This is a genomic window from Sphingopyxis sp. SE2 (genome assembly GCF_032227185.1).
Classification (GTDB): domain Bacteria; phylum Pseudomonadota; class Alphaproteobacteria; order Sphingomonadales; family Sphingomonadaceae; genus Sphingopyxis.
This window is the reverse complement of the sequence record NZ_JAPMXW010000001.1, coordinates 2,147,859-2,161,322: the sequence shown is the minus strand read 5'-3', so window position 1 is coordinate 2,161,322 and position 13,464 is coordinate 2,147,859. Positions and strand designations below refer to the sequence as shown.

Below are 13,464 nucleotides of genomic sequence, written 5' to 3'. Positions count from 1 at the left end.
GGGCGAGGCACTAATCATCTACTTTGGTCACCCCCGTGACGACGAGAAGCGAGACGGCTTGAGACCCCGAAAGAGGAAGTCTTGCTTCTCGCCGGCGCGAATGGCGGCTGATTTTACCAGCCGAGTGCGACGCACCCGGCCGCCGGTTCACCGGATGGACGCCGGCGGTTACCCGCCGGCAACGCTAGCTGTTAACGCCCCGCCCGCAACTGCCGTGGATAGTAGGGTACATCACTTCCGTTCAATAGGAAATCGTCTCCAGGTAGCATTACTTTTTTTGCGTGCTGAATTTCGGCGCGACCGCGATCAGTCAGATGAAGGCTTCTGTCGATCAGGCGAAGTGTGGTGCAGAGATCGGTTGCCCGGCGTACCTCAGGCAGAGACAGGCCCGTTAATTGCGCAACAAAATGCCGATCACGGGGGCGGCGGGCAATTGCGGCAAGCACCAGCATCGCGTTCTGTGTGTCTCGGGAGGGCAACTGGCTCCAATCTATCAGTGACAGCCTTGGCTGTCGTAACTGACGCACGGCGGATAAGCGTTGCCGGTCGACATCGGGCATACCGAATAGCATGCGAACGTCGTCAGGAATGCCCTTATCGAGGAAAAAAGGAGACCATTTGGTGCTTCCCGCGCGAAACATCTGCCATAATATTACTGGCAGATTGTTGGGTGCGCTGTGCGAGAAAGCCAGTAGGGCGCCAGAATTGCCGTAACCAAGGGGCGCGCATTGGATCGCTGACGAGGCATACTTCTCGCAAAGGTTTTTGACGCCTTTGACACGGTCTTCGTCCCAAGTGCGCGTCGCGATCGTCGGGCAAACCTTGTACAAATGGACTCGGTCTTGCCCGAACGTTCGTTGTAGAGCGCGCAGCGCGTGCGGCGTCGCGGCGTAACAAGCCACGTGATATTCAATCCGGTGATACGACAGCCAACTACGCAACGTGGGGTGCGCTTTGAACCCCCGATAAAAGCTTTTGATTCGATCTCCCGAGCCCGAATAATCATCTACTAACAATACTGTACGGCATCGCGCTCCACGCATGTTTTTCAGGCTTGGTGCACCGACGAACGGTTGATTGGCACCAGCGGCGCGTCGAACACCGTTGAGCATCGCTGCAACAATCGCTTCGCTACCTGGAAATGATTGCGACAGTAAGAGCCGAGCGGGGGCGTCTCGGCCGTGCTGGAAATACCGTTGCCCAGGAGCAAGCTCCCGCACCGGGACCAATGCGATAGGATTGGGTAGCTCATCAACGAGCGATTCGATCAGCTTCGACAAGCCAATCTGTAGCGAGTCCTGTCCGACTAGGCCGCGTTGACAAAAGACTTCAACCATAGGCGCACGGCAGCGAGGTTGAGGAAGCTCTCGAAGGACAGGATGGTCTTGTCGTAACGGGTGGCGATGCGTCGCTGCTGCTTGAGTTTGCCGAACATGCGTTCGATGCGGTTGCGATCCTTGTAGCGCCGATAGTCAGGATGTTCGGGGGCCTTGCGGTTCGAGCGCGGCGGGATGATCGGCAGGATGCCCTGGATCAAGAGGCTTTCGCGGAAGCGATCACCGTCATAGCCTTTGTCGGCGAGCAGCGCCTTGGGCTTGGCGACCGGGATTTTCATCAGCGGTTCGGCGGCGGCGTAATCCGATGCTTCACCGCCGGTCAGGAGGAAGCCGAGAGGGCGTCCCTGATTGTCCGAGCGGGCGTGGACCTTGCACGTAAAGCCGCCGCGTGATCGACCAAAAGCGTTCGCAGCATCCCCCCTTTTCCGCCCACTGCCGAGACATGGCCGCGAACCGTGGTACTGTCGATCATGTGCTGCCAGTCGTCGGTGAGCCCCAGATCGACCAGCGTTTGCAGCAGGCCATCCCAAACCCCTTGTTCGGCCCAGCGCCGGAACCGGACATAGACCGAGTTCCACTTGCCATAGCGCTCGTGCATGTCCCGCCAGGGACAGCCGACCCGCAAAACATGCAGCATCCCGTTCAGGAACCGTCGGTTGTCGCCCGCCGGACGCGCCCAGCGTCCCCGCTCAGATGGCAACAGCGGTCCGATCAGCGCCCATTCCCCGTCCGACAAATCCCCGCGACCCATGGCTGCTCCCCAAAAAACAGCTCTGAATCAGAACTAGACCCGTTTGGGAATCCCTTTTGTCAACACGGCCTAGCTCGAGGCTGTCGAGCAACATTGCAGCGCTCTCGCGTTCGGCGAGTTCGAAATTTGTAAGCCAGGTCTGGCCACGTGGCGTGTCACTTAGGAGCAAAAAGAACCTCTCGCGTTCGTCAGGTGCAGCAGGACGACCGGTCTCACCTAATATTGCTCCCTGCTATGCCGATCAATTGGTCTCAGAACGAGGGGTGCAGATAACGGCCCGCGAGTTGGTTCTCCGGGCGCGCAAGGTGAGCGCGGCATTTGATGAGCGCGCACTGACCTCGCAGGCTCGGTCAGGGGTCGCGCTGATGTGGGGCCGCGCGGCACACTCGGCTCGCTGTCCTTGCGGGGCGGCGGCTAGGCACTGGCGCGCATCGCACGCCACCCCGCTACGGGCTCGCCAAGAGTGCGTTAATTCTTGTTGCCCTTCGGGCGGTACTTGCGTTGTTTCTGATCTCGCCCGAGTATCCGGGGTTTATGTAGTGGGGGCGGCATGCAGATTTCGAAACTGGAAATCAGCAACTTTCGCGGGATCCGCGACGGTTGCGTCCATTTTGCCGAACATACGGTTTTGGTGGGTCCCAATAATTGCGGGAAAACGACCGTCATCGAAGCGCTTGCGCTGCTATTTGGTCGCGAGCGAATGGTCCGTCAGCTCACCGAGCACGACTTTCACGGAAGCGATCCAGCCGCCGCGGATCGAATAAGGCTGGTCGCGACGATCACCGGCTTTGATGACGATGACCCGGCGCATCATCTGGATTGGTTTCGTGACGATCGTGGCGTCGTCAAATGGTATGATGCGGCAACAGGAAATGTGCGGCCCACCAGGGACCATCCGGGCTGGCGTCTCGCATGCCAGGTCGCATTCTCGGCGCGCTTTCATCGGCCGGGCCTCGAGGTCGAAACCATCCGCTATTTCTATGACGATGAAGCAATGGGCGATGTTTTCGTCGAGGAAAGTGCGATCCTCTTCCCGGCCCGGCTTGTTCGCGAAATGGGCTTCTTTCTCGTTCCGGCAAGCCGGACTTGGGACCGGACCATATCTTTCGGGTCGGAACTTTTTCGCAAAGTGGTGGCAGCCGGGGGCGGCCAGCCCTCCGAATCGGTGCTCAGCGAACGCGACCGGCTCCGCGCGCCTGCCGACCGGCTCGAGCAGGACGAACGGCTTGCGCCAATTGTCGGCCGCCTAGACGATGAGCTTCGTGGCTTCTTTCGCAGTGCCCCGACGCTCCATCTCCGGGTCACGGCGACGGACAGCGAAGGCCTCCTAGACGCGGTGATGCCGCACTATGCACATAATGGCGCGCCGCTGGCTCTGCCCGCCAAGCGCCACGGTAGTGGCCTGCTGTCTCTTCAGCATCTGCTGCTGCTTCTTCAGTTCGGCCGCCTCCGCGATGAGGCGGGGGAGGGGTTTTGGATGGCTCTCGAAGAGCCGGAACTTCACGTTCCCCCAGCATTGCAGCGTCGTCTCGTCCGGCGCATTCAGGCCCTATCGAGCCAGACCTTTGTTTCGACACACTCGCCAATGGTGGCTTCGATGGCCGACCCTTGCGGCGTTTGCATACTTCGAAACGACGACGGCGCGCTCTCCTCCGCGCCGCTCCTTGCTTCCGCCTTGCCGGCGAACACGCCCAACAGCATACGCAAATTGTTCCAGGTCAACCGGGTCGAGACGATCGGCGCGATTATGCACGACCATGTGCTCGTTCCCGAAGGGCGCACCGACTTCGAATGGCTGGCGCTGCTCGTACGGAGCGTCGACCTGAAGCAAGGTTGGAACGACAATCAGGAATGCGGTTTTGATTCGCTCGTTGGCGTGATCCCGACCCATGATGGCGCGGTAAGCGCGACCACGAACGCCATCGCAGGACTTCATCCGCGTGTCGTTGCTCTGGTGGACGGCGACGATGAAGGCGTAGGCTATGCGAATGCCCTTGCCGCCGCCGGCGCGCCGAATTCAGGCATCATTCTGCGTTGGAATAATGGGGCGACGCTCGAGGATGCGATCGGCTGGATCGTTGAAGCCGATGCCGCGCCATGCCTCGCTGCGATGCAGCTCGATTCCGCACCCGCCAACGTAGCCGATCTGGTCGGACGGCTTAAATCCGAAAATCGGGCGGCCGGCGGCCTCAAAAAGGACAGCTCGGCCTATGAGGAGATTGCGGATGCAATTGGAGCGACCGATGCCTGTCGTTCGCGGGCGCGCGACTTGCTGAACGCTATCGCCGCCACAGTTTCGGGAGAGGTGACGCCGCGCTTCGTTGCCGACCCGGAGGCTCCGTCGATCAAGGTGTTCCAGCCTTGACGGTTCGCGCCGTTCAGGGCGGCGCCGGGTGCGGCAAGACGCACCGCCTGATGGCGATGCTTGCGGACACGCTGAATGCCCATCCGCTCGGAGAGGGACAGCGGGTTCTAGCGCTTACCTTTATGCATGGTGCTCGGCGGCGCCTCGCCGATCGCTTGCGGGGCGTCGCTGGACTGGGCGGACAAGTCGAATGTACGACGATCGATAGCTTCGCATGGCGCATCGCAAGGCGTTGGCGCGGGCTCGCCAGCGCCTTGGACTTACCGCCCCTGACGGAAGAGCAGTTCAATGCCGTGTGCAACGCTGCTGGTATATTGCTCGAGCAGCCCGTGGTTGCGAACTGGGTCGCATCGAGCTTTCCAATCATTTTGATCGACGAAGGCCAGGACCTTGGACCTCAGCGGATGCGAATGCTTGTCGCCTTATCGCAACAAGTCGAATTGCTCGCTGCTGCGGACGAATTTCAATGCCTTGACCAGACATTGAGACCCAATCCGTTCGTGACTTGGCTCGACGATGCCTGCGAGCCCGAAGCACTTCATCATGTCCATCGGACGAACCGCGCGGGATTGCTTACGGCTGCAACAGCTATTCGCAATGGCGAAGCACCTGTGAATGGCCACGGGTTTAAAATCTTGACCGGCTCCGGCGATCCGCTGGCGGCTACCATGCTCGCGAATGCCATTGCCTGGCGACAGGGCGGCGATGTCGCCGTCATCACTCCGGCCGTTCAAGGCGGCTATGCGCAGCGTGCGGTGACGCGCGTTGGACAGGGAGCGATTGGACAGCAGGGTAATGGTCCTTTCGCTATCCGTTGGGAAGGAACTGACCTGGATATGGCCGGAACCATCATCGCTGCACTCGACTTGCCGGACATCGCTGACGCCGCCGCCACGCTGCAGGCCCTGCGCGCATTGCCGTCATCGGGGCCGGCACGCGCGGCCCTTTTTTGGGCCAAGAGGCAGGTCGATGCTCTCGGACGCGCCGAGTTCGCTCGGGCGGACATCGAGCGCGTCATCGCGCGAAGTGTGACTTTCCAGCGCCAGCATGGTCGTACCGACGCTCGAGATTTTCTCGCTATGACTGTGCAGCAGGCCAAAAACAGGGAATTTGACGGCGTCGTCGTCTTCTGGCCCTATCAGGTCGGCGGCGATGCGGAGCAGAAACGCCGCCTGCTTTACAATGCCGTCACGCGGGCCCGGCGATGGTGCAACGTTATCGTCCAGTCTCAGAATATTCTAGCCTCGCCACCTTTCGCATATCCTTGACTCGCTTTCGTCATACCTGGATGGGCAATCGAGTTCGGGGACGTCAGGTCTCGAAGTTCTTTTTTTCGTAGACCGTGCCGATCGTCTCGCCGTCCCAGACATAGCAGAGATGCCGTTCCTGCCGGCAGTTCGCGAGCAGGCGCGGCCGGAAGGCGGCGGCGCATTCGCCGCCTTCGTGGCGGACGCTGCGGTAGCGGATGCCATCGGACCCGGCCTCGCGCACCTCGGCCGCGAAACCTTGTGAATGGGCGTAGTTGTCGGGGTCGTACAGGTGAGCGTGGCTGTCCTTGTGGCCGCGGATGTCGTGGAGGTCGGCGGTGAGATCGGCGGCGTAGACGCGCATGTCGATCTCCTGCGCGGGCTCGTCGGTTGCTGCGAGAAAATTGATGCGGTGATGTTTGGTCTCGGCGATCGCGGTCTCGATGGTCAGCCCGGCGTAGAAAACGCCGAAGCTGCCGTCCGTAAAGCGGCTGCCTTCGGTGTTGAGATGGGTGAAGGCCGCCATGATCGGTGTCGTGCCCGGCCCGGCGACGCGGTCTTCGGGCGGCACGAGCGAAAGATCGCCCGCCTCGTCGCGGAGACGGTCGTTGGTCATCGCCTCGATCAGGAACACCGCCTCGAGGTCGGCCGGATCGGCGACCTTGTCGAACAGGCCGACGGGCGGGAAGCGGCTCGGGATGATGCGATAGCAGGGCGCCCAGCTCGTGGCGGTAACGGGGATGTCCAAGGGATCAGCCGCGCTGGCCGTCGATATATTGGCGAACGACATAGAGATCGGCGACATTGCCCGACGCCATGCGGTCGATCGCGGGTTTGCCGCCGAAGAGGCTCGCCCTGTTCGGTTTGCGCACCCATTCGTCGGCGGTCTTGGGCACGAGGATCTGGAGACCCTTGTAGATGCCCATCACATAGGAAATGCGTTCGAGCGCGTCCTTGCTGAGCGCCGCGACATCGCCGCGCTTCCAGTTGTGAAAGGTCGAGCGGCTGTCGAGGCCGAGGAGACGCATCTGTTCAACCTCGCTGAGATCCCATGCCTCGGCGATGTTGAAGAATGTGCGGAGCGCAGGCCCCGTCAGCTCCTTGCGATCCAGTGATTTTGCCGCCATCGCCATAATGGCCTCCTTCGAAGCCCTATATGTTCCTTAAATGGACTAATATCAAGTTTAGTTCCGAAAAGAAACGTCGTTCCGAGTTCGCTCAGCGACGGAGCGTCACGGCGACGGGGCAGTGGTCCGAATAATGCTTCTGGCCAGACGCATAGAGTGTCTCGGAGAAGCCGCTGAGATCGGCGGCCGCGCGCTTGTCGAGCACGATATGGTCGATGAAGCTGTCGTAGCGCGGGTCGCAGCCGGGCGCCTTGCCTTCATCGGCCAGATGGAGATCGGCATTGGCGGGCTCCGCATCGTCGATATCCTGCGAGACGGCGTCGCCGGGAAGGGCGAGGCGACGGTTCCAGTCGCCCAGCACCACGAACCGGTCGGGGCCGCGTGCGGCCGCATCGATCCAGGCTTCGAGCGCCGGGATCTGATCGAGCAACACCGGGCAGGCCTTGGCCTCGCTCCCGGCGAAGCAGCCCGATTTGAGATGGATGCCGAGCAGGCGGATCGCCGCCTTGCCCTTCGGCCGCAGGGTGATGTCGACGCCCGAGCGGAGCTGGGGATTGCCGAGCATCAACGTGGTGACATCGGGGTGGCGCTCGAAGTCGATGCCCTTGCGGACGGCGAACCCGACCGCCTGGCGGATGACCTGCGCTTCGGGATGCTTGCCGCCGCAGGTGCCGCTCGGGGCGCCCGCCCGCTCTTCCATCACGATCGTATAGCGCGCTGGATCGAAGACACGGATTGCCGCGGTTACATTCTCGGCCTCCTGGAAGGCGATGACATCGGCGTCGAGGCCGTCGGAGATCCGCCGCATGGCGGCATAATCCTCGGGCGCGCGAGGCTCGCATCCCGTGCCGTCCTTCTCGGCGAGGAATTCGACGTTCCAGCTCGATATTCTGAGCGTAGCGGTGGAAGGCGGCGAAAGGCCGGTGCCACCGTTCGACTGGACACAGGCAGCTAAGAATATAAGCGGAGCGAGCAATGCGAGGCGTAAAAACATCTTATATCTCTGCACTGTCCTCGATCCCGCATCAATTCCCACTGACGACGTCGTCACCGTCTTGTGGCTTCCGATCGGCCCCGATCGGATATGAGATCATGCTGCCATAGCGAGAGGCAATGGCGATTTTCAACCATCGTCGCGAGCGCTCCAATCGGTCATGAACCGATGGACCCAGCGCGTCAGGCGGCCTGTATTGTTATCGGCCGCGACGTCGCGCCCATCGGGCAACATTGCCATCTCAAGCTTAACGGTCGTCAGCACGAGATTTTCGCCATCGCGGGCAACTAGGGTCGTTTCGATGAGTGCCTGGAAAAATTTCTCCGGATCACGGTCTTCGCTCTTCAGAAATTCGATCAATTCGCGATCGCGGGTGTTGATGTCTTCTCTGCAGAGCTGCCGGATCACGACCGCCTGAATAGGGTCGAGCTCGACCGGCTGCCATGGCCGGTGTTCCGGGCCCGCAGCAAGATCTGCCGGCTTTGCCTGCAGCACTTCATATTGCCAGCCCCACTTTTCAGGCTCGGCAATCTTATGGGGCTTTGCACTGATGAGCAGCGAGAGCTTTTCGATCTCAAGATCGTCGCCGAACAATTCTGGAGTTGGGCTGAGATAAGAAATACGCGTCCAAAGATGCTCCAGGATGAACAGGGTCGGATTCACGTGCGAACTGGCCATGATCGGCCACCATCCGTTCGGTGAGACGGGAGAGCAATAGGGATGGCCGCTGAGCTTCACCAAAGCTGCACCGTCTGTCACGATCAGGTTCGGCAGCGACGCCGGGCCATGCCCATGTTGTTGAAGTCGGTCCGCAAGAAATTGCTCAAACCCGCGCCGTAGCCCGGACTCGGTTGCGTATCCGCCGTAGCCGAGCATGATCCGAACAGGCGCGATCTGATCGAACATGATACTATGCCAGATTAAATGCTTCGCGCGGTCCATCTTCGCCCATTCAGCGGGGAGCAACTCGCCGACACACTCTGCGTAGCGGCGCATCGAGGCCTCCAAGCTGAAATTTGCCGGGCCGCTTGCGCCTCTCAGCCAGGAGCTTGTTACGGCGGCAACCCCCCTTAGCTGGTCATAGGCGTCGGCGAGTTCGCCTCCGAACAGCTTCTTTTTCACCTCAATCACGGCAAGTACATCTCGGACGTTCCATTCGAACATGCCGTCGACGTATGGAACCGGCGTCCCTGCGCCCCGCACAAGCATACAATCGATTTCGCCGCTCCGCGCCCCAAACCCGTCGATTGCGAAACCGCGCACGATCCTGAGGTCAAGGTGGGACGGAATTGCCACTTCGAGCAACTGGCGCGTTAGCCCTTCGTACATCGCCCCAATTGTTGGCGGATGTGTGATATCGCTTGCGTCGAGTTGCTCCGCCTCCGCGGACCGTAATGCTTCAAGAAGGTCGCCCAAGGATCGGATCATCGGCAGATGATGGCATATGCATTCGAGGCGGCGCCATATTTATCTTGTCGATTGGCCACTCTGCGGCCAGCGCCTGCGGCAGATAGGGTGCTTTCTAGCGCAGACTTCGCAATGTAACCGACCACCGCGGCTCGTCCATCGCGGCGATGCTATGTTCCCAGTCGTTACGGACCTCGCCGTCCATATGATAGATCGACCGCGCGGCGAGCTCGGCGCTCGCGCGCTCGAAGCCGGAGCTATTGCGTCGGCGGAAGCGCATGGTGGCGGGGGCGCCCAGCGAAATGCCGATGACATGCTCGAAGACCGGCCGGTCCTTGTGCCAGCCGATGCCGGCTCCGATGCCATATTGGATGAGGAGAGCCTGTTCGAGCGCTTGCGTATCGATGCCGGCGAACCGGGCGGCGCGGGCGCGAATATCGTCGAGCCAGTCCGGGAGCGGGTCGCCGGGCGCGAAGCGGCCCGTCTGGAAATCATAGGTCCAGCCGAACGACCGGGTCAGCCTCTTGCCTTCCCATTGCTGGAACTGGAAGGGGGTGAGCTGGGCAGCTTCGATGCGCTCGATCAGCGCAGCTTCTTCGGTTTCCGTAACGACATTGTCGCGGTAGGCGAGGCCGGGAAGCAGGGGAGGGGCGAAGAGGTCCGGTTGCGCGCCGCGCCGCGCCGCGGCGCCCCGGCTCACAGCGGCAGCGCGGCTTGCGCCCGCAGCGGCTCGACAAAGAGCGTGTGGCGCGGGGGCTCCTCGAACAATGTCTCGTTCGGCAGCGTGCCGTCGAGCCAGTGCATGACATCGCGGCGATGGACGATGACGCCGTGCCGCGATTGATAGGGGATCACGTCGGCACCCGCCGGGATGGTGAGAATGCGGTACGAGAGCGGCCAGTCGGCGAGCGGGGGATCCCAGATGGCGGCGAGGTAGAAGAAATTGCCGCTGTCGAGCGTCACCCGGTAGCGGTGATCGCCGGTTCCCATGCGAAACTCGGACGCAGGAATCAGGCAGCGGCGCTTGGGGAAGGCGCGGCCTTCGGAGCGGACGAAACGATAGTTGATGCCGTCCGAGAAGCGCGGATCGCTTCCCCAGACCGCCTCGACCATCTCGACTTCATTTTCATCCTCGGGATTGCGCCTTATGAGCGCACGGCGTCCACCGTCCGGGGCATCGGGATCGAAAGGGGTTGGCGCCATACCCATATGTGGAACATAATGGGAACGATGATGAGTCGCAAGGGCAAGGGGATGCTCGCGAATGTGCAATGATTACAGGCTGGAAGTCGACATCGCCTCGATCGCTGAGGATTTCGACGACCTCCAGATCAAGATCAAGATGCCCGAGGGCGCGCCGAACGTGCCGGCGCGCGAGGATGTGCGAATCACCGACATGGCGCCGATCGTGAAAGCGAGCGACGGCGCCGCGATCGGCGAGCTCGTCAACCGGCGCTGGAGCTGGCCGGGGCAGGGTGGCAAGCCGGTCTACAATGTCCGGTCCGAGGGCCGCGACCTCGGCGCGCAGCGTTGCCTCGTTCTGTGCGACGGCTTTTACGAATTCACCGATCCCACGGATCCGGCGCAGAAGCGCCTCGATAAATGGCTCTTCACGATGAAGGATCATCGCTGGTTCTGCATGGCGGGCATCTGGCGCGATGCCCATGTCGGCGAATCCTTCAGCCTGCTGACGATGGACGCAGGCCCCGATATCGCACCCTATCATCATCGCCAGATCATCCCGCTCGCGCGGGAGCAGTGGGCCGCCTGGCTCGATCCGCGCGTGCCCGCCGCGGATATATTGAAATGGCTCCCCGAAGGTAGCCTCGAAGTGACCCAGGTTTATGGCAAGCCGCCGGCGCAGGGAGCGCTTGCGCTATGAACGAGATCGATGGGCTCGAGCGCTTTGTCGCCGCGCAGGAGCAGATTTATCCGCGTGCGCTCGCCGAGATCGGCCGCGGTGCGAAAAGTTCGCACTGGATGTGGTTCGTCTTTCCGCAAGTCGCCGGACTTGGGCGAAGTGCGATGGCGCAGCGGTTCGCGATCTCGGGTCTTGAAGAGGCGCGGGCCTATCTGAAGCACCCACTTCTTGGGCCGCGCTATGTCGAGTGCGTTTCGGCGCTTCAGGATTTGATCGGTCATGATCCGGTCGCGGTCTTCGGCGAGGTCGACGCCGTGAAACTTTGCTCGTCGTTGACGCTGTTCGAAGCAGCCGATCCCAGGCCACTGTTCGGAGCGGCGCTCGACCGCTGGTTCGCGGGTGTGCGAGACCAACGCACGCTTGAGCGTCTCGAGCGGGCATTGCTAGGCACCAAAAGCGCATGACGATCGAACTTCAAGTCGCCCTGATCGGCCTTGGCGGCGCGCTCATCGGCGGCCTGCTGTCGGTCGTCTCGACTTGGCTTATTCAGCGCAGCGAGCGGAAGAAGTATCGGCGTGATCGCTCGTGGGAACTTCGCCGGGAGGCCTATACGACCATCGTAGGCAGCCTCGAGCGCGGGCGCGCAATCCTTCAAGTTATTGACGAGGGATACCGCGAGGACCCGCATGGATATGACGAAGGCGACCATGTGAGGCGCGCTAGCCGGGAGATGAGCGAGCATTTGCAGGCGGCGCGGTTCGCCTATCATGCGCAGCGTCTCTTGCTGTCCCCTCGCTTCATTGCGCGTTTCGAACAATATCTGAAAGACATGCGCGACACGGACGGTCCCGGACTTGCTCCACCCGAGCAAGCCGCCGACGCCGCGGCCGTCGTTGCACGCGCCGTTCCCGATCTCGAGGCGATCGCGCTCGAGGAACTCGGGCTGGCCTTCTGACTTCGGGAGCGAGAACGCTATGCCGCAGCCTTTATCCGAGGTTTCGCCAGATGGTCAGCTGACCTTTGCGGCAGGCGTGCTGCGAACGTCTCCGTTCGCGACCGACGTCGCTTATGTGATAGCGCTTTGGGCCCATACCGATGGCGATATCGCGTCGATCCTGAGCCGCATGCTGAAGGCCGACATTGCGGTCGGAACGGCGATGTATCTGTCGCTGGTCAATTCGGGCGGGCAGAAGAGCGCCCTCAAGGCGGCCGCGCGCGAGGCGCTCCCTGCCTGGCAGGAAATCTTGTTGCGAGCGATTACCTCGGTGGTTGAGCCCTGGCGTGAGACTCGCAATCATTTTGCGCATCGGGTCTGGGGACATTGCAGCGAACTGGCCGATGCGATCCTGCTGACGCATCCTAAGATCATCGTCCATCACAATATCAGCCGCAGGCAGCGGGTTATCGAGCTTCCCGACGGCCGCGGCGTGATCCGGCCGATGCCGATCGATGATACCCAAATCTTGGTCTATCGGAAGGTGGATTTCGAGGAAGCGATCGCCGAGGCGGAGCGGGCGCGCGATCTCTACCGGCTGTTCTACGCTATTCTCTCCGGTCCGAGCATCGCCGGTCCCCGCGAACAGTTGCTTCAGGACCCCGCCGTGCGCGCCAAGGCGCGCCAGATGGCTGAATCGGCGAGTGAGGAGGTCTGGTCCGAACTTGGTTTTGGTCCCGATGACCGGCGGCGCGAGCGGGTTGATTGACCGGACGGCGCAAGCGCTCGATTTCCAGCCTCTAGCCCTTCGCTTTCGGCTCGAGGATCAACGTCCTTCCGTCCACCCGCCATGACTGGAGCCGTGACAGGAAGTTCATGCCCAGAACGTCGGTATTCCCCATTCCCGGTGAGACGACGATCTTGAACTTCGTCGCTTCGATACCGCCGACCTTGAGGCTTTCCACAGTGCCGGCATCGGCGCGGACTGTCCCGTTCGCCGTCTGCATGAGCAGCGGAAACAGCGTCGTATCGGTCTTTACCCCGGCCTCGGAGGCCGTCGTGGACGATAGAGCAGTGATAGTCGCGCCGCTGTCGACAAGCATGCGCCGCTTCGTGCCGTTCAGTTCGACGTCTGCCCAGAAATGGCCGTCGCGGGCCATCGGGATGCGCACCTCCTTGCCGACGACCTGCTGGCTGTCGAGGCCGAGGCTCGCGGTGATCCGCGATAGATTGGGATCGAATGGCGCCTGCTGGAGGACCAGATAGATGCCGAAGGCGAGGAGCGCGAACGAGAAAAGCCCGCGGATGACGCGGCCCACATAGGGGATTTTGAACAGGATGACGAGAATCAGCGCGGCCCCGATCGCGTAGATCGCAAGCTGGTTTCCCGAAATATGGGGGGTGAGGTCGGTAGGGGTCGGCATAAAATAGCCCCGCTTTA

At 61.6% G+C, this 13,464-nt stretch carries 14 protein-coding genes and 1 pseudogene; 6 read left to right on the top strand and 9 right to left on the bottom strand.

All coding sequences use genetic code 11. From position 1 onward, the window contains the following. Positions 1-191 precede the first annotated feature (191 nt). Together OVY29_RS10340 and OVY29_RS10335 are read right to left on the bottom strand one after the other, a co-directional pair. Positions 192-1,280, bottom strand: coding sequence for a hypothetical protein (locus OVY29_RS10340; protein WP_313911266.1), 1,089 nt, complete (start codon positions 1,278-1,280; stop codon positions 192-194). Positions 1,281-1,306: 26 nt separating this feature from the next. Then, positions 1,307-2,088, bottom strand: a pseudogene (locus tag OVY29_RS10335) (IS5 family transposase). A 550-nt stretch (positions 2,089-2,638) separates the two neighbouring features. On the opposite strand from OVY29_RS10335, the gene OVY29_RS10330 reads away from it, so the two are divergent. Further along, positions 2,639-4,453, top strand: a complete 1,815-nt coding sequence (locus OVY29_RS10330) for an ATP-dependent nuclease (protein WP_313911265.1) — start codon at positions 2,639-2,641, stop codon at positions 4,451-4,453. Continuing rightward, positions 4,450-5,721, top strand: a complete 1,272-nt coding sequence (locus tag OVY29_RS10325) for an ATP-dependent helicase (RefSeq protein WP_313911264.1) — start codon at positions 4,450-4,452, stop codon at positions 5,719-5,721. Before OVY29_RS10330 ends, OVY29_RS10325 begins: the two co-directional genes overlap by 4 nt. Before the next feature lie 43 nt (positions 5,722-5,764). Here OVY29_RS10325 and OVY29_RS10320 read toward each other — a convergent pair whose 3' ends face one another. From OVY29_RS10320 to OVY29_RS10295, 6 genes are all read right to left on the bottom strand, one after another. Then, on the bottom strand, positions 5,765-6,448 hold the full coding sequence (locus OVY29_RS10320) for an RES family NAD+ phosphorylase (protein WP_313912056.1): 684 nt from the start codon (positions 6,446-6,448) through the stop codon (positions 5,765-5,767). 4 nt (positions 6,449-6,452) lie between these two features. Further along, a complete protein-coding gene (locus OVY29_RS10315; RefSeq protein ID WP_313911263.1) occupies positions 6,453-6,833 on the bottom strand; it encodes an antitoxin Xre-like helix-turn-helix domain-containing protein in 381 nt (126 codons plus the stop codon). A gap of 85 nt (positions 6,834-6,918) precedes the next feature. Continuing rightward, complete coding sequence (locus tag OVY29_RS10310; protein WP_313911262.1) at positions 6,919-7,821, bottom strand: endonuclease; 903 nt, start codon at positions 7,819-7,821, stop codon at positions 6,919-6,921. A 129-nt stretch (positions 7,822-7,950) separates the two neighbouring features. Beyond that, positions 7,951-9,237 carry a DUF6602 domain-containing protein gene (locus OVY29_RS10305; RefSeq protein ID WP_313911261.1) on the bottom strand — a complete coding sequence of 429 codons (1,287 nt, stop codon included), beginning with the start codon at positions 9,235-9,237 and terminating at the stop codon, positions 7,951-7,953. Positions 9,238-9,343: 106 nt separating this feature from the next. Then, entirely contained in the window at positions 9,344-9,928 is a 585-nt protein-coding gene (locus tag OVY29_RS10300; RefSeq protein ID WP_313911260.1) for an alpha-ketoglutarate-dependent dioxygenase AlkB, read from the bottom strand. Then, positions 9,925-10,437, bottom strand: coding sequence for an SOS response-associated peptidase family protein (locus OVY29_RS10295; RefSeq protein WP_313911259.1), 513 nt, complete (start codon positions 10,435-10,437; stop codon positions 9,925-9,927). Before OVY29_RS10295 ends, OVY29_RS10300 begins: the two co-directional genes overlap by 4 nt. A gap of 55 nt (positions 10,438-10,492) precedes the next feature. Between OVY29_RS10295 and OVY29_RS10290 the strand changes: the two genes are divergently transcribed. The 4 genes from OVY29_RS10290 to OVY29_RS10275 all read left to right on the top strand — a co-directional run bounded on the left by OVY29_RS10290 (position 10,493) and on the right by OVY29_RS10275 (position 12,792). Further along, complete coding sequence (locus OVY29_RS10290; protein ID WP_313911258.1) at positions 10,493-11,110, top strand: SOS response-associated peptidase; 618 nt, start codon at positions 10,493-10,495, stop codon at positions 11,108-11,110. Then, complete coding sequence (locus tag OVY29_RS10285; protein ID WP_313911257.1) at positions 11,107-11,553, top strand: DUF1810 domain-containing protein; 447 nt, start codon at positions 11,107-11,109, stop codon at positions 11,551-11,553. The genes OVY29_RS10290 and OVY29_RS10285 overlap by 4 nt, the downstream gene beginning before the upstream one ends. After that, complete coding sequence (locus tag OVY29_RS10280; protein WP_313911256.1) at positions 11,550-12,044, top strand: hypothetical protein; 495 nt, start codon at positions 11,550-11,552, stop codon at positions 12,042-12,044. Before OVY29_RS10285 ends, OVY29_RS10280 begins: the two co-directional genes overlap by 4 nt. A 169-nt stretch (positions 12,045-12,213) precedes the next feature. Next, on the top strand, positions 12,214-12,792 hold the full coding sequence (locus OVY29_RS10275; RefSeq protein ID WP_313911255.1) for a hypothetical protein: 579 nt from the start codon (positions 12,214-12,216) through the stop codon (positions 12,790-12,792). 31 nt (positions 12,793-12,823) lie between these two features. On the opposite strand, the gene OVY29_RS10270 is transcribed toward OVY29_RS10275, so the two are convergent. Continuing rightward, a complete protein-coding gene (locus OVY29_RS10270; RefSeq protein WP_313911254.1) occupies positions 12,824-13,447 on the bottom strand; it encodes a TIGR02281 family clan AA aspartic protease in 624 nt (207 codons plus the stop codon). Between the last annotated feature and the right edge of the window lie 17 nt (positions 13,448-13,464).

Bases quoted from the DNA above. Each gene is read 5' to 3' on its own strand.
- OVY29_RS10330 (WP_313911265.1), top strand. From the start codon at position 2,639: ATGCAGATTTCGAAACTGGAAATCAGCAACTTTCGCGGGATCCGCGAC.
- OVY29_RS10315 (WP_313911263.1), bottom strand. From the start codon at position 6,833: ATGGCGATGGCGGCAAAATCACTGGATCGCAAGGAGCTGACGGGGCCT.
- OVY29_RS10310 (WP_313911262.1), bottom strand. From the start codon at position 7,821: ATGTTTTTACGCCTCGCATTGCTCGCTCCGCTTATATTCTTAGCTGCC.
- OVY29_RS10295 (WP_313911259.1), bottom strand. From the start codon at position 10,437: ATGGGTATGGCGCCAACCCCTTTCGATCCCGATGCCCCGGACGGTGGA.
- OVY29_RS10290 (WP_313911258.1), top strand. From the start codon at position 10,493: ATGTGCAATGATTACAGGCTGGAAGTCGACATCGCCTCGATCGCTGAG.
- OVY29_RS10285 (WP_313911257.1), top strand. From the start codon at position 11,107: ATGAACGAGATCGATGGGCTCGAGCGCTTTGTCGCCGCGCAGGAGCAG.
- OVY29_RS10280 (WP_313911256.1), top strand. From the start codon at position 11,550: ATGACGATCGAACTTCAAGTCGCCCTGATCGGCCTTGGCGGCGCGCTC.
- OVY29_RS10275 (WP_313911255.1), top strand. From the start codon at position 12,214: ATGCTGAAGGCCGACATTGCGGTCGGAACGGCGATGTATCTGTCGCTG.
- OVY29_RS10270 (WP_313911254.1), bottom strand. From the start codon at position 13,447: ATGCCGACCCCTACCGACCTCACCCCCCATATTTCGGGAAACCAGCTT.